Here is a 20,702-nt window from a genome sequence, read left to right on the forward strand (position 1 = left end):
TTTTGTAAGGATATGTATTTCAGTAAGACGTTAGTTTTTTTCAAAATTGTTGTAAGTCCTATTAATTTGTTGCGACCTAAAAGTCTTTAAACTTTAGAATTATGAAAATTTTTAGCTTTTTATTTGCCCTTATAATTACTTCGAGTATGAATGCGCAAGATTTAGAAACGTTTTTTTCTAAGACGGATGCGTTCTTTGAAACACATGTTAAAAACGGAAAGGTAGGATATAATAAAATCCATAAAGACCAATCGTCTTTAAACGACATTCTAAAAATTGCTGAAGGTATATCAGTCGAAAAAACGGATGTAAAAAACTTTCAAGCTTTTTGGATAAATGCCTATAATATTTCGGTTATAAAAGGAATTATAGATAACTACCCAACTAAGTCTCCTTTAGACAATGCTGGTTTTTTTGATAAAACGACCTATAGTTTAGGTGGCATGGATATTACATTAAATGATATTGAACATAAATTGTTAAGAGGTAACTTTAAGGATGCTCGTTTTCATTTTGTCTTAGTTTGTGGTGCGTTGGGTTGTCCGCCTTTAATTAGTGAAGCATATATGCCAAATACGTTAAATGCACAATTAGAGAAGCAAACAAAAGAAGCACTGAATGGTAGTTTTCTAAAGGTTAATACAAAGAAAAAAAAGGTGGAAGCTTCTGAAATTATGAAATGGTATAAAGAGGATTTTACTATGGATGGCATTACCGAAATTGAGTTTATAAATAAATATAGAACAGAAAAAATTCCTGATAACTTTAAGTTAAGTTATTTCACATATAACTGGAATTTGAACAAACAATAAAATCTCTTTAGAAATAGTGATCCCAAAAATTAACTTAACCTAAAATATTAATCAACAAAAAAAGCAATGAAAAAAATTAGTTTATCAATCCTAGTAATGATGGTTACATTTTTAGGATTTTCGCAAGAAGACGAGGAAAAAGAGAAGAGTGTTATTCAAGAATATACACCTTCAAAATTATTAGAAAAAGGACAATGGGATATTAAGTGGTTTAATAACCTATATACCCAAACTGAAAGTACATTTAGCGATGGCAAAGAACCAAGACAAACCTTTTTTACATCGAGTATAGATGTTTTTACAGGTGTTTCTGAAAACAGTAAATTTAATGTTGGTTTACTATTAGAATTTAGATCTAATGTTATAGCAGGTAGAGACGCATTAGACGTGTTTTCTTTTGATGGTGAAAAAGGCACAGCACGATCTGGTTTTACATCATTTGCACCTGCTGTAAAGTTTAATCCGTTTAAGAATGTGTCAAATTTCACAATTCAGAGTGCATTTCATATTCCATTAGTAGATAATGAATCTGAAGATTTCTTACCTATAAATGGTAATAATGGTGTGTTTTTAGATCAGAAAGGATTTATTTTTCAGAATAGATTTTTCTACGATTACACCTTTCCGAGTGGAGATTGGCAAATCTTTACTGAGCTAAACACCGAATATAATTTTGGTAAAAAAGAAAATAGTTTTGCTAATAACAGTCTTAACTTAACACCAGGTGTTTTTCTAAGTTATTTTCCGAGCGATAAATTTACGGTTCTAGCTTTAGCACAACATTCTCAACGTATTGATACAGGTAATGATTTTGAACAAGATTTCACAGCCTTAGGTGGTGGTTTTAAATATCAATTAACAAAGGTTTTAAATATTGAAACCTTGTACACCAATTTTGTAAGAGGAAATAATACAGGTTTAGGACAAACCTTTAATTTAGGTTTAAGAGCTTTGTTTTAGACCTTCATTTTTATGGTTAACGCTTATTAGAAGAAATCCCGTTTCTTGTGCTGAATTTATTTCAGTATCAACGGGATCTTTTCTATATTTAGAAATACAATATCAAAACCTATGAAGCTTTGTAAGTTCTTAATTATTTTTTTGTGCTTAGTAATTCAATCTTGTACGAGTCAAACCGAAAAGATAAATGGTGTTAGTTTTGTGGCATCTAGAGATGTAATAGACGATAAACACGTGCAACCTGTAGTTAATGTAAATGCCAATTATGCTGCGATTATGCCTTTTGGATTTATAAAAAACTTAGAGCATCCCGAAATAATTCATAACACAGAAAGACAATGGTTTGGAGAAACAAGAGCAGGTGCAAAGCAATATATTGAAGCGCTAAGAACCGAGCAGATTAAAATAATGGTAAAGCCTCAGATTTGGGTTTGGAAAGGAGAATTTACCGGATTAATTAAAATGGATTCCGAAGAAAACTGGAAACTTTTAGAGGAATCTTACTCCAATTTCATCTTAGAATATGCAGCTTTAGCTAATGAGATAAATGCCGAAATTCTTTGCATTGGCACTGAGCTCGAAAACTTTGTAAAACATAGGCCAAATTATTGGATGGACTTAATAACTAAAATTAAAACCATTTATAAAGGTAAATTAACTTATGCTGCCAATTGGGACGAATTTAAGCGCACGCCATTTTGGGATCAACTCGATTTTATTGGCGTAGATGCTTATTTTCCGGTTAGTGAAAATAAAACACCAACACTTCAGGATTGTTTAGAAGGGTGGAAAGCACATAAATCTACCATTGAAGAAATGTCTACAAAACACGATAAGCCTATTTTATTCACGGAATATGGTTATAGAAGTGTAGACTATTCTGGCAAAGAACCTTGGGTGTCATCGCGAAGTATGCAAGGTGTAAATATGGACGCACAAGTAAACACTACAAAAGCACTTTACGAAACGTTTTGGAAAGAAGATTGGTTTGCTGGTGGCTTTATTTGGAAATGGTTTCACGATTACGAGAATGTTGGAGGAGAAGATAATCATATGTTTACACCACAAAATAAACCGGTTGAAGCTGTTATTAAAAACTATTATAAAACTGAAGAATGAAAAAACTAAAGTTTATTTTTATTGCGCTGCTCATTGTAAGCTGTTCATCTGATGGTAACACCTCTGATGATTCTATTATATTGTCAGATTATATTGAAAACCGAATTTTTGAAAACGGAGCGGTTATCGCTTGTGCAGGTAATGATGTAAATGATGCAAATACTTTGGAAGTCTACTTTTATCCCGAAAATAATGCCTCTAATTTTAGACTTTATCAAACCAGTTCTACTGATGTAGATCCTAATGATTTTTCAAATTACACGCAAGTGATAAATAGTGATCTCCCTTTATTTAATGGGTATCTAAGAAAATTTGTTGCAACATATACTTCAGAACGTTGGTTTGTTGTATCTGTTGAAATAGATGATGAGATAAAATTATCTAATCCTATTAGGTCTAAAAATCAGTCGCAGCCAATGTTGTTTTCAGATCAAATTAATATTAATCATGATGAATCCTTGATGCCAGTTTTTAATTGGGATATCAATTCAGAAAGTAATAATGCTATTTTCTTTCAGGTTTTATCTACTACAGATGATGATTTAATTTCAGGTACGTATACTTACGAGAATCAATTTCAATATTACAATACTTCAAATGTTGTTTTAAATATTACCAACGGAACACCACCAAATTTAACTCAAGGACAAGATTATAAATTTACTATTATGGATGTAAGTGAAGATAATTGGGTCAATGAATTATTTGTTTTACAATTTACAGCCCAATGAATCGAATTTTACTCCTCTTCCTTTTTAGTTTTTGTTGTTTTGGTTATTCTCAAAACAAAGTCGCGGATCTAAAAGTGCAAGGCAATAAAAAATTGAAAAGTGCTTTTGTAAAAAAGATTTCTAATATAAAACCAGGTGTAGTTTTAGATTCTGCTGTGATAGAAGAGGATATTAAACTATTGAAACGGTTACCTTCAATTGCACACGCGTATTATCAAGTGTTTCCTGCAGAAGGGACTAATGAATACAATGTGTTTTATAATATTGAAGAAAACTTTACTATTATTCCGTCCGTTAATGTTTACACCACTAATGATGATGAATTTGCTTATCGTTTAGGCTTGTACGAATTTAATTTCTTAGGACAGAATATAACCTTTGGAGGCTTTTATCAAAAAGACATATACAGTTCTTATGCGGTAAACTTTAGAGCACCATATCTATTTAGTAGATCGTTTGGCTTGGCATTAAATTATCAAAATTTAACCACGCAAGAACCTATTTTTTTTGATAGAAGATCGGCAGATTATAAATACAATAACGAGTCTTATGAAGCTTTAGGTTTATTTCAATTAAATTTTTCTAACCGTTTTGAATTTGGTATCAATTATTTTACCGAAGATTACAGTTATAAATCAGGTGCCACTAGCCCAAATATCCCTCAAGATTTGAGAGTTCATAAGTTATTGTATAAACTTATTTATGAATATAATAACCTTAATTACGATTATCAATATGTAGAAGGTTTTAGGAGTATTCTTAATTTTCAGTATGTAACGACAAGAGATAACTCATTACCAGAATTTCTAATCGGTTGGAATGATTTATTATACTACAAACGTTTCGGTAAAAAAGGCAATTGGGCCAATAGATTAAGATTAGGTATGGCAACCAATAATAAAACGCCTTTTGCACCATTCTCAGTAGATAACAATGTCAATTTAAGAGGTGTTGGTAATACTATTGATAGAGGAACAGCAGCGATAGTTTTAAATTCAGAATATAGATATACACTATTTGAAAAAAAATGGTTTTCACTTCAAGGTAACGCTTTTATTGATGCAGGTACATGGCGAAATCCAGGAGGAACGTTTAGTGACTTTTCAGATTCCGAAAATTTACGGGTTTATCCAGGTTTAGGCTTACGTTTTATTCATAAAAAAATATTCAATGCTATTTTTAGAATTGATTATGGTGTTGGTATTACGCCAGATGCAACACGTGGTTTAGTATTTGGTATTGGTCAGTATTTTTAATCTTCAGCTGGTAAGGCTTTAAACTTTTTTATAGCATTATTTGGTTCGATAATATTATGGCCTTTCCAGAATTCAGGATTATATTGACTTAGTTTAGTCGGTAAAACAAGTGTTTTTTCTTTAAAATTATGATAGTCTGCTTCAGATAACAAATCAGTTTCAAAAACGACGAGTTCTGTTTTTTCAATATTTCTAATTATAAAATGGAGGTCTGCTTTTAATTCATTTTGTTTACGTCTACCTTTTACATTTTTGTTTTTTTCTACGATTTTTATAGGTCGCTTAATTCCTGTTTTTTCTCCAAAAGTTTCATCTCTATATTTTAGGGTGTACTTTTCGTTTTCGTTTTTCTGAAAAATAATAGTGCCTTCTTTTAAGTACTTATTCATGGAAATGCCAAGTATAGAAAACTTACTTAAAGGTTTTATGTTTTTATAATCTACGCGCACTATAGCAAAATCCTCTGTGTTAACGTACATGGTGCCAAAATAATCTTCACTGCGTTTGGGTTTAAAATCTATTTCATAAACAAACATGTCGTCCATATAAGCATAATCTGAAACTTCAAACTCATAACGATTAGATTTATGAATAAAGTTGAGGTCATTGTCTTCATCAATAAAATTATTGTTTTCAAAATTATGAACCATCATTTTTTTCCAGTTCAAAAATCCTAATTTTTTTAGAGAGTCCTTTTTCTTTTGAGCGTCGACCATAGCGTCAGTAACAACTTTTTCTTTCTCGTTTTTATCGCCAAACAAAGACGAGTCAATTTCTTCTTTAGCACCAAACCATCCCGATTTTATCTTAAAGTAAGAATCGCGTTTTACATATTTTCTAAAAATAGCATTAAAGCGTTCTTCATAGTTGTTAAAGTTGAGATCAGCAGATGAATCGTAGAGCTGGCACGCTTTTAGAATTTCCATTTTCTGATAAGATTTAGGCTCAATTTTTCCGTAAAGTTCGCCTAAAATTTCAGTGTGGTCTGCAATGGTTTTGGGCATAATAGTGATTAAACTATCAATAAGATGTTGGTTAAATTCTGGAATCGTAGATTTCTCTAAATGCACGTTATGCTTATCTATATTTGTATAAAAGGATTGTCTAAAAAATAACTTGCGTTTGGCATAGTCATAATCGTAATTCGTAGCGAGCCCTTCTTTTATCTTATCTAAAATCTCATCAATGGTGTAAGATTTGTTAGTGACTAAAACTTCAGATAAATCTACACTTTGTGGTATTAGGTAGATAGTAGCATGGTTATAATTTAAGAGTGAAATTCGCTTTTCTTCATAGCCTAAACAACTAATAACTAAAGAGTCAACAGCTTTAATATGTCGTTTAATAGTGATGCTAAATTCGCCATTGTCATTACTAATGACTCCAGACTTGGCATTGAACTGAATGGTTGCAAAAGGAATGGGTTGCTCAGTTTTAGAATCTAATAATTTTGAAGAAAAAGTGTGCTGTCCGTAAGATTGCGATATCGTAAAGACTACAAACGCAATAATGATTTGATTGATTTTCATTGAGTTGATAATTGATTGGTGTTCAGCCAAAGTAGAAGAATGAAATAATTCTGAAACTCAATTTATAATTTTGTTAAGTCATATTTTACTTAAGTTTAACATCTTTAAGAAAAATTATAGGTTTTCATTATCAAGATTTTAACAATGTTAGTATATTTGTGTCAATATTACACAAACAAAACATGGCGTTACAACAAGATATAAAGGTAGCCGTAGATGCAGTGATTTTTGGCTACGAGTCTAAAGGGAATTTATCGGTTTTATTAATTAAGAGAGGTATAGAACCCTTTAAAGATGCTTGGGCCATGCCAGGAGGATTAGTGTTAGAACACGAATCTTTAGAAGCAGCAGTAAAACGAGAGCTCAAAGAAGAAACAGGTGTAAGGATTGATTATTTAGAACAATTGTACACCTTCGGAAAGCCAAACAGAGATCCAAGAAATAGAGTAATATCAGTGAGTTATTTTGGTTTAGTTAGGCCAAATCATTTTAAAATAAAAGGCGATACAGATGCCGTAGATGCTAAGTGGTTTCCGGTAAATGACTTACCAAAATTGGCTTTTGACCATAAGAAGATATTTCAAATGGCAGCACAACGATTAAAAGGCAAATTAATGTACCAACCTATTGGTTTTGATTTACTATCTCCAGAATTTCCGTTCTCAGATTTAGAACATTTATATACTACAATATTAGGTCGAGATATAGATAGACGCAACTTCAGAAAAAAAATTAAAAGTTTTGGTTTTGTTGAAGAAACTGATAAATTACACCAAGAAGGCAGTGGTAGACCAGCAAAACTATTTAAATTTAATAAGCAAAAATATGATACGCTAGTGGATGATGGCTTCCACTTTGATATTAAGTTTGTGTAGTTTTTACGCAAAATATTTGGTCGATTCATATTTTCAATCTACATTTGTGTAAAAATAACGCAAATGATTTTAAATTTAGATACTTCGTTTCAACCTTTAGGAAAAGACAATACCATTCAGTTTAATAGTTTTACATTCTCTGGAGGCGAGCCTCATATTAAGATACTTTCAGATTTAAATGAGGTCACAGAAGTTACGGTAACAACCAGAATTCAATCCTTTAATGATTTAGGGTTGCTATTGATTGCTGTGGATGCTTTGCGTAGAATGGATGTAAAAACCATGCATTTGTTTTTGCCATATATGCCAGCAGCACGTCAAGATCGTGTTATGATTCCTGGAGAAGCCTTGTCAGTAAAGGTCTATGCAGAGGTCATTAATAGTTTAAATTTTGAATCTGTTTCGGTTTTCGATCCGCATTCAGAAGTCACAGCAGCTGTATTGAACAATTGTAAAGTGATAACTAACCATACGTTTATTCAGCAGGTAATACGAGGTATCAATTCTGAAGTTTTACTCATTTCACCAGATGGTGGTGCTCTAAAAAAGATTTATAAAGTGAGCGAATTTCTAGGCGGATTCCCAGTTGTAGAATGTTCTAAAAAGCGAAACGTAACCAACGGAAAACTTGAAGGGTTTAAGGTGTACGAAGATGATTTAGAAGGTAAAGCCTGTTTAATTGTAGATGATATTTGTGATGGAGGCGGAACATTTATGGGTTTAGCAGAAGAACTCAAAAGGAAAAACGCAGGAAAATTATATTTGGCCATAAGTCATGGCATATTTAGTAAAGGTGTAGAAGCTCTGAATCAACATTTTGAAACCATTTTTACAACAGATAGTTTTAAGGATATAGATGAGGTTGGTGTTGTACAGATAGCATTGAACAACATCCTTAGATGAAAAGTATTAGAATTTTATAGCGAAATGATGATAGACGATGCAAATATTACTTTAGAGTTGGTATCAAAACACATCCATAACATGTGGACAACTTGGGCAAAAAACATTATTGAAACAGAACCCAATATTTCTAAAGAACGAAAAGAACGATGGCAAAAAGAATGTTTCAAACCGTATGAAGAACTTTCGGAAAGCATGAAACAATTAGATCGGAATTTTGCAGTTCAGATTATAGAAGCGATTACTAATGAACGAACAACATAAAAAAAGAATAAGCAAATTTCTGAGTTTGGTGTTAAGACATCAGCCAGAACATATCAACCTACAATTAAACGAAAACGGTTGGGCAAAAGTTGATGAACTCATAGAGAAATCAAAAGCCAAAAAGAGAAGCTTTTCAAAGGAAGAATTAATAGAGATTGTGGCCACAAATGATAAACAACGTTTTGCTTTTAATGATAACAAAACCTTAATACGAGCTAATCAAGGGCATTCCGTAAAAACAGTAGATTTACAACTAGAACCCATAAAACCACCAGATGTTTTATGGCATGGAACGGTTGCAAAGTTTATGGATTCTATTAATACATATGGCTTACTAAAGCAAAGCAGACAACATGTACATTTAAGTAAAGATGTAGAGACGGCTTTAAAGGTAGGAAATCGAAGAGGGAAAGCCTTAATTTTAAATGTAGCATCTGGTAAAATGCATCGCGATGGTTTTAAGTTTTACTGCTCAGAAAATGGTGTGTGGTTAACGGAAACTGTACCATTAGAATATATAACACTAAAAGAATGAAAAGAACATTTGCCATAGGAGATATTCACGGAGGATTTAAGGCCTTAAAACAGCTTATAGAGAATCTTCAAATCACTAAGGATGATGTGCTTATTTTCTTAGGTGATTACGTTGATGGTTGGAGTGAATCTGCCCAAGTTATTTCATATTTAATAGACTTATCAAAGACAAATACATGTACCTTTATTAAGGGTAATCATGATGCTTGGTGCGAACAATGGTTGGCATCTGGTTTTATCAATGAGGTGTGGTATCAACATGGAGGAAAGGAATCAATAGAAAGTTATATTGGTGTTTCGGATCACGATAAAAAAATGCATCTTAAGTTTTTTGAAGATTTAGCGATGTATCATATTGATGCTAAAAACAGATTATTTCTTCATGCTGGTTTTACGTCTATGCATGGTGTAAACAAAGAATTTAATATCCAAAATTTTTATTTTGATAGAACCCTTTGGGAAATGGCATTGACCATGGACAAGCGTATAGAAAAGCATTCCGAATTATATCCTAATCGTTTAAAACATTATGCGGAAATCTATATTGGCCATACACCTACAACCAATTATTCTCAAACGCAACCTATGAATGCTGTTAATGTCTGGAATGTAGATACAGGAGCTGCTTTTAAAGGCCCTTTATCTGCTATAGATGTAGATACTAAAGAAGTGTTTCAAACAGACAGAGTTATGGATTATTATCCTAATGAGACTGGTAGAAATAAATAGAAAAGCAACAGTGAGACTGTCCCTTTGAGGAGATTTTAGGGGTGTAATTCTTATAATTAATCTCAACTTCCAAACACTACAATTTTTAAATTTTAACCCACAATTACAACTTAACAACAAGGTTTAAAGATAATTTGCGTAAATAAAACGCAAATTATTTTGTTGCCTCAAAATTAAAATATATATTTGTGTGTATATTACGCAAATTAAATAATTTTATTATGAATCCACTATTATATACAGACGGTTACAAAGTAGACCACAGAAGACAATATCCAGAAGGAACAACATTAGTATATTCTAACTGGACACCGAGAAAGAGTAGAATAGAAGGCATAGAAAATGTTGTGTTTTTTGGGTTGCAATATTTCATTAAAAAATACATGATTGAGGATTTTAATACTAATTTTTTCAATCAACCAAAAGCTGAGATATGTAAACGTTACTCTAGACGTATCAATAATTATTTAGGGCCAAACCAAGTAGGTATCGATCATATAGAAGCGCTTCATGATTTAGGCTATTTGCCAATGGTTATAAAAGCGTTGCCAGAAGGTGTGCAAGTGCCAATTAGAGTACCAATGGTAACGATGTACAATACAAAACCAGAATTTTTTTGGCTCACAAATTATTTCGAAACCTTATTATCTACCACACTTTGGATGCCTTGTAACTCGGCAACTATAGCCAAAGAATACCGAACAATTTTAGATAAATATGCCTTAGAAACATCGTCAGTTCCAGAATTTGTAGATTGGCAAGGTCACGATTTTTCAATGCGAGGAATGGCAGGATTAGAAGCCGCTGTAATGTCGTCAGCAGCACATCTGTTGAGTTTTACAGGTACAGATACTATTCCAACCATCGACTTTTTAGAGGATTATTACAATGCCAATTCAGATACCGAGTTAATTGGTGGTTCTGTCGCAGCAACCGAACATTCTGTAATGTGTATGGGCACTAATTTGGGAGAGCAAGAAACCTTTAAACGTTTAATTACAGAAGTCTATCCAAATGGTATTGTGTCTATTGTTTCAGATACTTGGGATTTATGGAAAGTTCTAACCGAGTATTTACCAAATCTTAAAAACGAAGTATTAGCAAGAGACGGAAAAGTTGTGATAAGACCAGATTCTGGAGATCCTGTAGATATTATTTGTGGTCATCCAAATGGCACGTCTACTGAAGAGAAAAAAGGGGTTATTGAACTACTTTGGGAGATTTTTGGAGGAACAACCAACGCTAAAGGTTATAAGGAATTAGACGCACATATTGGAGCCATTTATGGAGATAGCATCACCTTAGATAGAGCGACTCAAATTTGCGAGCGTCTAAAACAAAAAGGCTTTGCTTCAACTAATGTGGTTTTAGGTATTGGTTCTTTTACATACCAATATAATACAAGAGATACCTTTGGATTTGCAATGAAAGCTACCTATGGCGAAGTAAATGGCGAAGGGCGCGAAATTTATAAAGATCCTATTACAGATGATGGTACAAAGAAATCGGCTAAAGGTTTAATTAAAATCGAAAAGCAAAATGGTGTTTACCAATTAATAGACCAAGTCTCTTGGGAAGAAGAAAACCAAGGCGAATTAAAAGAGGTTTATCGCGATGGCAAATTGTTAATCGACGAAAGTTTGACCGAAATTAGAAAACGAATAAAATCTTAACTTCTAATTATAACCTACAAGGTCCTAATGATCTTGTAGGTTTTGTTTTTTAACAGACGCTCTTTTTATAATATGCTTGCAGTTCTTCAGCCGAAGCACCAAACATCTTCTTTATATAAATAGTCCAAAAGTGATATTGCACTTTCCAAATTCCATGCTTGTTATACATACGAGCTGAGGTTTTTAGCTTTTTATTAATCACAACAAATTGGTTTCTGGCGTAGAGTTCGTTAATTAAAATATTGTCTTCGTAAATGATATAATTTTCATCATAACCACCAATATCATCAAAAAGTGTTCGCGTTATAAACTGACTTTGGTCGCCTCCTCTGCAAGCACGCCAAGAAAATTGCGTCAACCAACTGGCTAAACGTAACCACCAATGCTTGCTATCAAACTGCATTCTAAAACAACCTGCATTATTATTGTTGTTAACTTCATTAATAATCAGTTGGTCAAAATCTTTTGGTGGAAAAGAATCCGCATGAAGAAAATATAAAATGCTGCCTTTGGCATGTTTTGCACCAAAATTCATTTGTTTGGCTCTACCTTTTTCAGAATTAACCAATACAATTTTTGATTGATTTTGGGATGCCGAACTTGTTTTTGGATTACTTAAGTCACTACTTTGTTGCACGTCAGTTCGAGTGAAATTCCTTTTTTGGAATTTTGTATTGAGAACTATTTTATTTTCTTCTCCATACGATGCTTCACGTTGATCAGAATCCCTCGAAGCGACGAAATCGCTAATAATTTGTAATGTTCCATCCGTACTTCCACCATCAACAATAATTATTTCCGAAATGTTTGAAGCCAATGTATTTTGATTAATATGGTGTAATAAATTACCAATATTATCAGCTTCATTTAAAACAGGAATAATTATACTTATCATAGTTTACTTACGAAAAATGTTTTAGGTGAGTTTTTAATCATTCAAATTCCAGTTGTAATCTTTGAAACTTTTTTTAGCTGAACTTGAAATTTTTAGGTCAGCATATTGATTTAAGAAATCTATTAAATTGCCATCGTGTTCAAAATCCTTTTTAAACCATTTAAAAATTTTAGACAATTTAATGTGGTCTTCGGTTAATTCATTTTTAGTAGAATCCTTCAAAAATTCTTTAGTCGCCTCTGTTAATTGCGTTTCTAAATTTGAAGCTGTAAAAGCTTCGTTTTGTAAATTAGGACAGGAAATAGACGCACAAACTATCGCAAAATGAATGCGAGGTTCGTTCATTTCTCTTAAAATCTTATGTTCAATATCATTAAGGTTTTGCCACTTGTCGCCAAATTGCCAAAGCCTTTGATCCCAAGGGTCTTTAATGTCTTTGATGCTTTTTACAGGATAATGTCTAAGAATTAAATCTACAGTTAAGGCATTGTAAGCGTTAATCCAATAGGCTAATTTTTCGTCTTTAGTCCAGTTGTCATCAGGTAGTGTTTCACTAAGGTAATCAATGTAGACATCAAATTCAGATTCGTTTTTTATGCCTTTATAATCAACATTACCAGATTCAGAAACATGCTTTTGTAAAATTTTGTTCCACCTGTTATGCATTACATCTTTATAATTAGATAACCGTTTCGGTGGTTTTGGTGGCAGTGGAATTATTTCTTCTTCTGACTCTAGAACTGTTTCATTTTGAGATTCTGGCTCTTCAATAATTGTAGTGGATTCGGCTTTTTTAGTTTCTATAGTTGCCGCTTCAGAAGTGTTCTTTTCTGTATTAATCGTCTGCTTTTTCGCAGCGCAAGACGTTAGAAATAGTGATACAATTAAAACAAAAAGATATTTCATTGGTAGAAGTTTTAAACATCAGATTCTCGTTTTTTAGAGAATGCAGGATACAATTCCTGACTAATAAAATCTTTAGGAAATTCTTCATCGCCTTCAAAACCTAATTCAATATCTCTACCATCGTGTGGTATATAATCAGTTTTAAAAATGTAATCCCAAAGACTTAATGTTAGTCCGAAATTAACACCATACCTTACGTCTTTTGGCAATTCTTTTACATGATGCCAGATATGCATTTTAGGATTATTAAAAATGTATTTTAAAAACCCATAATCCCAACCCAAATTGGCATGGTTTAAATGGCCAACGGCAATGCTAAAGAAATAGACGATAGCCACATCTTGCGCATCAAAACCGCCAATAATAGCAATAGGAATGTATAAAATAGACTTGTACATCACTGGTTCCATCCAATGGTAACGCAAGTGTGCAGCAAAGCCCATTTCCTTTACAGAATGATGTACTTTGTGGAAATTCCAAAGCCATTCAAAACGATGTAAAAGTCGATGTGTGTTCCATTGTACAAAATCGGAAACTATAAAAAAGATGAATAAGCCTAACCACTTTGGTAGCTCATCAACATCAAACAATTGAAAACTAGAAACCGATAAACCAACTAAGCCTAAAACATCATTAAATAATTCTGAAACTGTATTTGACAAAGCAATGAAAACAATTAAATTCAGAAGAAAAAAATTGAAGAACATATAGAACGTATCTAACCAAAAATCCTTCCGGATTAACGCTTGGTTTTTTCTCCAAGGAAATATAATTTCTAAAAGCCAAACGACTATAGAGATTATAACTAGGCCATAGAAAAAATTGTCCCAATGATTAATGTCAATGAGTTCGTATTTTAAATAATTCCAGTAATTGGAATAGGATTTTGTGAATATGTCTAAGTATTTTTCCATCTCAGTTCCCATGAAAATGGGAATCTTCTTTTGTCATTCCTGCGAAGGCAGGAATCTCTTTTTTATATATTTAGACCTGCTACGTTTTTAAAACCTGCTAGGTCTTGATTATGGTTTACACCTACTAGGTCGAAAAAAAGACCTTGCAGGATATTTCGCGATAATGATTTCGTTTTTATTTTACACCTACAAGGTTTTCAGCGTATAGTTGCGTATCAGTGAGACTGAAGACTGCAAACTGAAGACTGCCAACTATTAAAGTGTCTTTATCATTTCTTTAAACAACGTAATCATGTTTGGTTCTGCTTGTCCTGCCATAGCAATAATTTCAGCAATATCAACAGGTTTAAGGTTTTCTGGGTCGCACTCATCCGTTAAAACAGAAACAGCAGCCGCTTTTAAATTCAAATGGTTAGCAACAATAATTTCTGGTACAGTACTCATACCAACAGCATCTGCACCAATCATTTTAAGCATGCGGTATTCTGCTCGCGTTTCTAACTGTGGGCCAACAACACTAGCATAAATACCTTTGTGTAATGTGATGTTTTGTGCTTTAGCTATGCCCTCAAATTTTGAGTTGATTTCAGCATCATAAGGTGCACTCATATCAGTAAAGCGCTCACCTAATTCTGAAACCCCTTTAAAAGCTAAAGGCGAACCGCCTTGTAAATTTAAATGGTCGTCAATAAGCATTAATTCACCTTTTTTGAAATCTAAATTTACAGCACCTGCAGCATTAGAAACTAATAAGGTTGTAATGCCTAATTTTTCCATAATTCTTACCGGAAACGTCACATCTTGCAACGTGTAACCTTCATAAACATGAAAACGGCCTTGCATCACAACGACTTTCTTACCTTCTAGAATTCCATAAATAAGTTTGCCTTTATGAAACTCTACAGTTGCCGTTGGAAAATTAGGAATGTGATTATAACTGGCTTCTGCAATGATTTCAATTTCATTAATTAATTGTCCTAAACCAGTACCAAGAATGATACCTATTTCAGGATTTTCAAAACCTTTGCTTTGTAAATATTCAGTGCTTTCTGTTATAAATTTAATCATTGAGTTAATGTTTAATTAGCTTTTTTGTAAAGGTATTACCATTAACTGAAAAACGTATTAAATATAAACCAGTTTTTAATGAAGAAATATCAATGATTTGTGTTTGTTTCGTAAGATTTTTATATTCTAAAATACGGTCGCCTAGTGTATTGTACACAGAGAAATTAATATTGGCTTGTGTGTTATTAGAGATTTCTAAAATATCATTTGCAGGATTTGGAGATAAACTTATTTGTTGTGATAAAGTGTTTTCCTCTACACTTAATGCAGAACAGGTTGTATTTGTAAATGGAATTATTTTACCAAAATCCCAAAATTGGTCAAATTGTTGGCAGTAAAAAAATACGCGGTCGTAATTAGAAATATTTACATTAGTTGGAATGTTTACAGTAAACATTTTTGAACCGTTTTGATTGATAGTGTTAGAACCAACTATGCCAAACTCAAAGTTTTCAAGATTAGAAATTAACGAATTTCTTAAGGTTGCATCTGTAGCTCCATTTGAGGCTACAAAATAGGCTCTAATGTCTGGTCCAGCGGCTGTAGTGAAATTGTCTCCTAAGTTGAGCGTAACAGTATTATTTGTGTTTAGCACAACTGTAACATCTCCCATTACATTGTACATTGGAATACTGCTATTGTTTTCAAAATCCGTTGCCATCACTGAACATTGGGAATAAACAGTAGAAATTGCAGAAAAAATAAGGCAAATAAAAAGTAATTTTGTTTTCATAATTTACACATTTGGTGGTTTGTTAAATATTTTTCGAAAACTTTATATGGTTTTAAATCTTCGACATTATCTATGTCGTTAAGAGTTTTTAAAACATACACACTTTTATCATTGAGTTTGTTAATTGTTTGCTCGTAAACAGTCTCTCCTCCCCAATTTTGTATATTAAACACTTCAGGGTAAGCGTGTTTCATTCCCAAAAGATAATAACCTCCATCTTCTGCTGGTCCTATTACAAAATCTTGATTTTCTAAATTTTTAAAGGATTCATCAATTATGAATTCGTTTAAATCTAGCAAGTCACTGCCAATTATCACTGCTTTTTCGTAAGCGCTATTAAATACATCCTTAAAGGCATTTTGCATACGTTCACCTAGGTCACTACCAGATTGCAATTTTTTTATAAAATGGTCGTTGTGCCACAAGTCATTTGTACTTATGTTTTCTGAATAAAATACAAAAATATCTGCATTTACCTTTTGAGATATATTCGCTGTGTGCTGTAATAGGTATTTGTAAATATCTAGCGCATTTTGATCACCAATTGTTTTTGCTAAACGTGTTTTACATTTTCCCAATTCGGGATTGCGAGTAAAGATTATTAGGGCATTCTTATTCATCATTTTCAAGCTTATCGTATATTTTATTCCCTTTTAAAAGCCATTTACTCCATTCTTTAGAAAATGCGTGAACATCATCTGTTTCGCCTTCTGTATTATAAATTGAGAAGTCGTTATTTTTCCATTCAAAAATACCACCAAATAAATTAAAAACATTGGTGTAACCAGCCTTTTTAAGCTGTTCGGCAACATCTTCTGAACGAATGCCAAGTGAACAATACACTACAATGGTTGCCGATTTATCAGGAAGTAATTCCGTAGTTGTATCTAAATTAAATTCGTCATAACCAACACATACAGCACCTTCTAAATGACTAACATTAAATTCTGAAACTTCTCTAGCATCTAATAAAATAGCATCCGTTTTTGGCATTGCTAATTCGTCTACAGAGATATAAGGCACGCTTTCTTCGTTATATTTTTTTAGTAGTTTTTTAATGCTACTTTGGCTATGTCCTGTAATGCCTAGAAGCAGAAATGAGAGTAAAATTAAATTCTTCATAAGGGTTTAGTATAATTTGTTTATCCAACCTTACAGTGGTATCGGTTTTCCTTGTAATTGTTTTTCTGTTTCTGGTAATATTTCCATGTTGTCCCAAATACCAGAGACTATAGTTTTCGCATAAGATTCTGGTAAAAATCCGTTTAACATCAGTTGATTTGTACGTTTGTAATTATAATCTAATTTACGGAAATTTACTATAGTTGGTTTTTTAGATTCATCCAGAATAGCATACCAAACGTTAGGATTTCCGTCATTTGCAGGCATACCAATAACACCAGGATTAACCCAAAGTTTACCGTCTTGTTGGTCTAAAAAAGGTAAACCACAATGACCAGCAATAATGATGTCACTTTGATTTACTTCAAAATTTTTAGCTTTTATGGACCAATCTGTGGATTTAAAAATAAATTCAGATACATTAAAATACGAGCCATGAACTACCATCAAGTTTTGATTCCCAATAGTGAATTTTATATGGTCTGGAAGCGTTTCAAGATAATTTAAAGAATCCTTTGATAATTTACTTTTAGCATAAGGATACCATTGTTGCGAAAAATTATCACATCGTGAGCCTGCTCTAAAATCGCAACCACAATCGTCTTCATCATCGCGTAATTGTATTTCTACATTGCCAACAATGCTTTTAGCTTTCCAGTTTTTAAAGGTTTGAATGGTTTCTTCTGGCTGCGCACAATACCCAATAATATCGCCTGTACAAACACAGTTTTCTGGAGGAATCCCTTCCGCTTCTGCTACAGCAATAAGTGCTTCAAGGGCTTGAAGATTACTGTAAACACCACCAAAGAGTAATACTTTACCAGTTAAATGTCCTATGTCAGTTATGTTTTTATTCATAGTTTTTGTCATTGCATTGGACAGCTTATTAATTTAATTTTAGCCATTTAGGAATGAAATATAAAATATTACAACTTAAAATTCCCCAAATATTTACCCAAAGCAAGTCCGCATATTTACCTTCTGTAAAAATTAAAGCTTCAGGAAATACATTAAAGACCAATAAGAAACCAAATACCAATCCTGTAATAACGCTCAGATAAAAACTGATTTTTGGTACTTTGAGATTCCAAAATAGAAAAATAGGTGTTAAACCGATGACCATGGTTCCAGAAATGGTTGTTGCGGATAAAATTTCGGCATTTAAAAATATTGGTAAGGTTCCTAAAATGGCAATTGCAGCCATGGAAGCACGTCCGAATGTAAGGTCTTTTACCATGCCTAAATCGATAACTAATAATTTAGAAAAGGATGAAAATGTTGAGTCTAAAGTAGACGCTGCAGAGGTTATCATTATAAAATTAATGACTAAAAGAATGATAACACCAAAGGCTTTACCAACATGCACTGCTGCCTGACCTGTAAAGCCTTGTGTTTGTGCATAAACACCAATAATACTAAATAAAATAATACAAATAGCACCTAGTAAACTTGCCCATAAAAAGCTTTTGCGTGTTACTTTTGGCGAACTTATAAAAGCTCTATCCGTTAAAACTGGGTCGTGAAAAGGATAACTAAACGACTGAATAATGGCTGCGAAAAATAGATTTAAACCCAACTCAAAACTCCATGTTCCTGATGCAGTAACATCGCTGATGGTAAAGGATTCTACTGAGAAGATTTTCCAAAGAATGATTAATAATAAAATACCAAACAATACCATTTGAATTACATCTGTAAAAATGGAACTGCTCAATCCACCTTTAATAGCATAAGCTAAAGTTAAAGCGGTAAAAACCACAATGGCCCAATAATAATTGGTGCTTCCAAAGTCTCCAAAATAACTACCAATAACCATGGTATTACTCCACACTTCATTAAATAAACGAATAGCAATTAAAATTGAAAATAAGGCCATAGCACCTTTTCCAAATTTACTGGTAAGGAATTCATGAATACTCTTAAACCCACCAACCGTTCTTATTTTGTAAATCAGAAGACCAGCTACGGCAAAGGATAGATAGTAGCCAGCATAAGCTACACCGCCAACAATACCAAAGCTTAAGCCTAAATTTGCTGCATTGGTAATACTCTTGGCAAAAATCCAAGAAATAATAAGACTACCAGTAAGCACTAAAGCATTTGGTGCTTTCTTGTTATGAACCGCCTTAAAAAATTCGTCTGAAGTTTTTGCTAATGGCGAAAGCACAAAGAGCAAAACACTCGATGTGATTATTAAAAGCCATTGCCAGTCAATTATATCCATACGTTTTTATTCATTCCACCACACTGGAACATTTATACTATTGTTGTCGGTTGCCGATGCAGCGACACTGTAATTTTCAAAATTTAAAGCTTCTTCTTCCGCAGGATAAGGCATTCTTACTGGAATGACATCATTATTTAAACTCGCAGAAATAGTTCTTAATTCTGGGAAGCCTGTTCGTCTATATTCAATCCAACCTTCGTAACCATTAATCACATTCGCTATCCATTTTTGCGTTAAAATTTGCTCAATAGGATTTGAACCAAAGGCATTATAAGCTGCAGGTCCTGTTAAGTAATCTGCTGGCAATGTTGTGTTCCAATACTCAAAAGCCAAAGTAACGCCATTATTGTATAAGGTTTGTGCATTGGCGTTAATTATATTTTTAGCTGCTGCTTCTGCTAAAGCAAATTGCACTTCCCAAGCTGTTATAAAATTAGCGTCTAATGTAGATGTGTCTTCTCTAAAAGCTGTACTTGCTAAAGAATAATCGGCTAAGGCAATAGAGGTAGAGGACGCATCAATACCATTTAATAGTCCGTTATATTCATTTGAAGTTGAATTAGAAAATGGACGAAATAAACTTGAAATTCTGGTGTCGTTAAATGCAACTAATATGTCTTCCATAGTTTCTGATAATACGAAGTTGTTGAAATCTCCAATGCGTAATTGTGCTAATCTAAAACTGTTTGGGTCTGTATTTGTAAAATTGAAAATAGCATTCTCACTGTTTGAAGTGATATAATTCCCTTCATCATACAAGGTTTGCATTGCGCTTGAAACATCTACTTTATCTGAAATACGAAGCAAATGTTTAATTTTTAAGGCATTTGCAAACTTTACCCAAGCGTCTAAGTCGCCGTTGAATAAAATATCGCCTTCTAGTGGAATCACATCGGCATAAGCTTCAATGGCTGTAATACCTTTGTCTAGATTATCTAAAATACCGTTAGTGTTGAGGTAAATATCCTCCTGTAAATCGTAAGCAGGTGTTACGGAACCTTCAACACCATTAAAGGCTTCAAAATAAGGAACGTCTCCAAATAAATCGGTTAAGCCAGCTGTCATATAAGCTTTTAAAATTAACGCAGGACCTTCATAAACTGCAAAAGTCTCCACAGTTTGCGATTGGTTTAAAATGATTTCATTATCTCTTAAATTGGTGTAAAATATAGGCCAAGGATTACCACCTAATTGTGGTGATTTTAAAGCATGTCTATCAAATAAATTAAAATCTAAAGCGGTTCTGTGTTGTGCTAATAAATCTCCAGCCACAAAACCTTCGTAGCTCATGTTTTCGCCAAAATCGTAAATAACTTGTCGCAGCAATAAACTCGGTTGTACTGAACTTGGCGAGTTAGGATTGGTATTGATATCTTCAAAATCTTTGGTACAGCTTGTTGTAAAAATTAAGCTTAAAATTGAAATGGTATATATAAATTTTTTCATCGTACT

The 20,702-nt window shown here is 32.9% G+C and carries 22 protein-coding genes; 11 read left to right on the top strand and 11 right to left on the bottom strand.

Going from position 1 to position 20,702, the window contains the following annotated elements; genetic code table 11:
• Positions 1–101 precede the first annotated feature (101 nt).
• The 5 genes from ACJBCC_RS05765 (at position 102) to ACJBCC_RS05785 (ending at position 4,878) form a co-directional block, all read left to right on the top strand.
• Complete coding sequence (locus ACJBCC_RS05765; RefSeq protein ID WP_299102110.1) at positions 102–812, top strand: DUF547 domain-containing protein; 711 nt, start codon at positions 102–104, stop codon at positions 810–812.
• Positions 813–878: 66 nt separating this feature from the next.
• A complete protein-coding gene (locus ACJBCC_RS05770; protein ID WP_407556633.1) occupies positions 879–1,772 on the top strand; it encodes a hypothetical protein in 894 nt (297 codons plus the stop codon).
• A 111-nt stretch (positions 1,773–1,883) separates the two neighbouring features.
• Complete coding sequence (locus tag ACJBCC_RS05775; protein WP_407556634.1) at positions 1,884–2,891, top strand: glycoside hydrolase family 113; 1,008 nt, start codon at positions 1,884–1,886, stop codon at positions 2,889–2,891.
• A complete protein-coding gene (locus tag ACJBCC_RS05780; protein ID WP_407556635.1) occupies positions 2,888–3,622 on the top strand; it encodes a hypothetical protein in 735 nt (244 codons plus the stop codon). The genes ACJBCC_RS05775 and ACJBCC_RS05780 overlap by 4 nt, the downstream gene beginning before the upstream one ends.
• Complete coding sequence (locus ACJBCC_RS05785) at positions 3,619–4,878, top strand: POTRA domain-containing protein (RefSeq protein WP_407556636.1); 1,260 nt, start codon at positions 3,619–3,621, stop codon at positions 4,876–4,878. The genes ACJBCC_RS05780 and ACJBCC_RS05785 overlap by 4 nt, the downstream gene beginning before the upstream one ends.
• Here the strand turns inward: ACJBCC_RS05785 and ACJBCC_RS05790 are convergent.
• A complete protein-coding gene (locus ACJBCC_RS05790; protein ID WP_407556637.1) occupies positions 4,875–6,407 on the bottom strand; it encodes a carboxypeptidase-like regulatory domain-containing protein in 1,533 nt (510 codons plus the stop codon). The genes ACJBCC_RS05785 and ACJBCC_RS05790 overlap by 4 nt on opposite strands.
• Positions 6,408–6,589: 182 nt before the next feature.
• Between ACJBCC_RS05790 and ACJBCC_RS05795 the strand changes: the two genes are divergently transcribed.
• From ACJBCC_RS05795 to ACJBCC_RS05820, 6 genes are all read left to right on the top strand, one after another.
• Entirely contained in the window at positions 6,590–7,282 is a 693-nt protein-coding gene (locus tag ACJBCC_RS05795; RefSeq protein ID WP_407556638.1) for an NUDIX hydrolase, read from the top strand.
• A gap of 63 nt (positions 7,283–7,345) precedes the next feature.
• A complete protein-coding gene (gene prs / locus ACJBCC_RS05800) occupies positions 7,346–8,185 on the top strand; it encodes a ribose-phosphate diphosphokinase (RefSeq protein ID WP_407556639.1) in 840 nt (279 codons plus the stop codon).
• A gap of 27 nt (positions 8,186–8,212) precedes the next feature.
• Positions 8,213–8,449 (top strand): RyR domain-containing protein, encoded by a 237-nt coding sequence (locus tag ACJBCC_RS05805; protein ID WP_407556640.1) that lies wholly within the window; start codon positions 8,213–8,215, stop codon positions 8,447–8,449.
• A complete protein-coding gene (locus ACJBCC_RS05810) occupies positions 8,433–8,984 on the top strand; it encodes an RNA 2'-phosphotransferase (RefSeq protein WP_407556641.1) in 552 nt (183 codons plus the stop codon). The genes ACJBCC_RS05805 and ACJBCC_RS05810 overlap by 17 nt, the downstream gene beginning before the upstream one ends.
• Positions 8,981–9,712 (top strand): metallophosphoesterase family protein, encoded by a 732-nt coding sequence (locus ACJBCC_RS05815; RefSeq protein ID WP_407556642.1) that lies wholly within the window; start codon positions 8,981–8,983, stop codon positions 9,710–9,712. The genes ACJBCC_RS05810 and ACJBCC_RS05815 overlap by 4 nt, the downstream gene beginning before the upstream one ends.
• 221 nt (positions 9,713–9,933) lie before the next feature.
• Positions 9,934–11,385 carry a nicotinate phosphoribosyltransferase gene (locus ACJBCC_RS05820; RefSeq protein ID WP_407556643.1) on the top strand — a complete coding sequence of 484 codons (1,452 nt, stop codon included), beginning with the start codon at positions 9,934–9,936 and terminating at the stop codon, positions 11,383–11,385.
• 49 nt (positions 11,386–11,434) lie between these two features.
• Here ACJBCC_RS05820 and ACJBCC_RS05825 read toward each other — a convergent pair whose 3' ends face one another.
• The 10 genes from ACJBCC_RS05825 to ACJBCC_RS05870 all read right to left on the bottom strand — a co-directional run bounded on the left by ACJBCC_RS05825 (position 11,435) and on the right by ACJBCC_RS05870 (position 20,696).
• On the bottom strand, positions 11,435–12,280 hold the full coding sequence (locus ACJBCC_RS05825; protein WP_407556644.1) for a TIGR04283 family arsenosugar biosynthesis glycosyltransferase: 846 nt from the start codon (positions 12,278–12,280) through the stop codon (positions 11,435–11,437).
• 33 nt (positions 12,281–12,313) lie between these two features.
• Positions 12,314–13,186: a DUF547 domain-containing protein gene (locus ACJBCC_RS05830; protein ID WP_407556645.1), complete on the bottom strand. Its 873-nt coding sequence runs from the start codon at positions 13,184–13,186 to the stop codon at positions 12,314–12,316.
• An 11-nt stretch (positions 13,187–13,197) separates the two neighbouring features.
• Entirely contained in the window at positions 13,198–14,100 is a 903-nt protein-coding gene (locus tag ACJBCC_RS05835; protein ID WP_407556646.1) for a sterol desaturase family protein, read from the bottom strand.
• A gap of 255 nt (positions 14,101–14,355) precedes the next feature.
• Positions 14,356–15,168 (bottom strand): purine-nucleoside phosphorylase, encoded by an 813-nt coding sequence (locus ACJBCC_RS05840; RefSeq protein WP_407556647.1) that lies wholly within the window; start codon positions 15,166–15,168, stop codon positions 14,356–14,358.
• A gap of 4 nt (positions 15,169–15,172) precedes the next feature.
• Positions 15,173–15,901 (bottom strand): T9SS type A sorting domain-containing protein, encoded by a 729-nt coding sequence (locus tag ACJBCC_RS05845; protein WP_407556648.1) that lies wholly within the window; start codon positions 15,899–15,901, stop codon positions 15,173–15,175.
• On the bottom strand, positions 15,898–16,521 hold the full coding sequence (locus tag ACJBCC_RS05850; RefSeq protein ID WP_407556649.1) for a TIGR04282 family arsenosugar biosynthesis glycosyltransferase: 624 nt from the start codon (positions 16,519–16,521) through the stop codon (positions 15,898–15,900). Before ACJBCC_RS05850 ends, ACJBCC_RS05845 begins: the two co-directional genes overlap by 4 nt.
• Positions 16,514–17,023 (bottom strand): rhodanese-like domain-containing protein, encoded by a 510-nt coding sequence (locus tag ACJBCC_RS05855; RefSeq protein WP_407556650.1) that lies wholly within the window; start codon positions 17,021–17,023, stop codon positions 16,514–16,516. Before ACJBCC_RS05855 ends, ACJBCC_RS05850 begins: the two co-directional genes overlap by 8 nt.
• Before the next feature lie 30 nt (positions 17,024–17,053).
• The gene (locus tag ACJBCC_RS05860) at positions 17,054–17,881 is read right to left on the bottom strand and encodes a metallophosphoesterase family protein (RefSeq protein WP_407556651.1); all 828 of its coding nucleotides are present in this window, start codon (positions 17,879–17,881) and stop codon (positions 17,054–17,056) included.
• A 28-nt stretch (positions 17,882–17,909) separates the two neighbouring features.
• Positions 17,910–19,247 carry a sodium:solute symporter gene (locus ACJBCC_RS05865; protein ID WP_407556652.1) on the bottom strand — a complete coding sequence of 446 codons (1,338 nt, stop codon included), beginning with the start codon at positions 19,245–19,247 and terminating at the stop codon, positions 17,910–17,912.
• A 6-nt stretch (positions 19,248–19,253) separates the two neighbouring features.
• Positions 19,254–20,696: a SusD/RagB family nutrient-binding outer membrane lipoprotein gene (locus tag ACJBCC_RS05870; protein ID WP_407556653.1), complete on the bottom strand. Its 1,443-nt coding sequence runs from the start codon at positions 20,694–20,696 to the stop codon at positions 19,254–19,256.
• Between the last annotated feature and the right edge of the window lie 6 nt (positions 20,697–20,702).

This window comes from Winogradskyella sp. 4-2091, from assembly GCF_045765065.1.
Taxonomy (GTDB): Bacteria; Bacteroidota; Bacteroidia; order Flavobacteriales; family Flavobacteriaceae; genus Winogradskyella.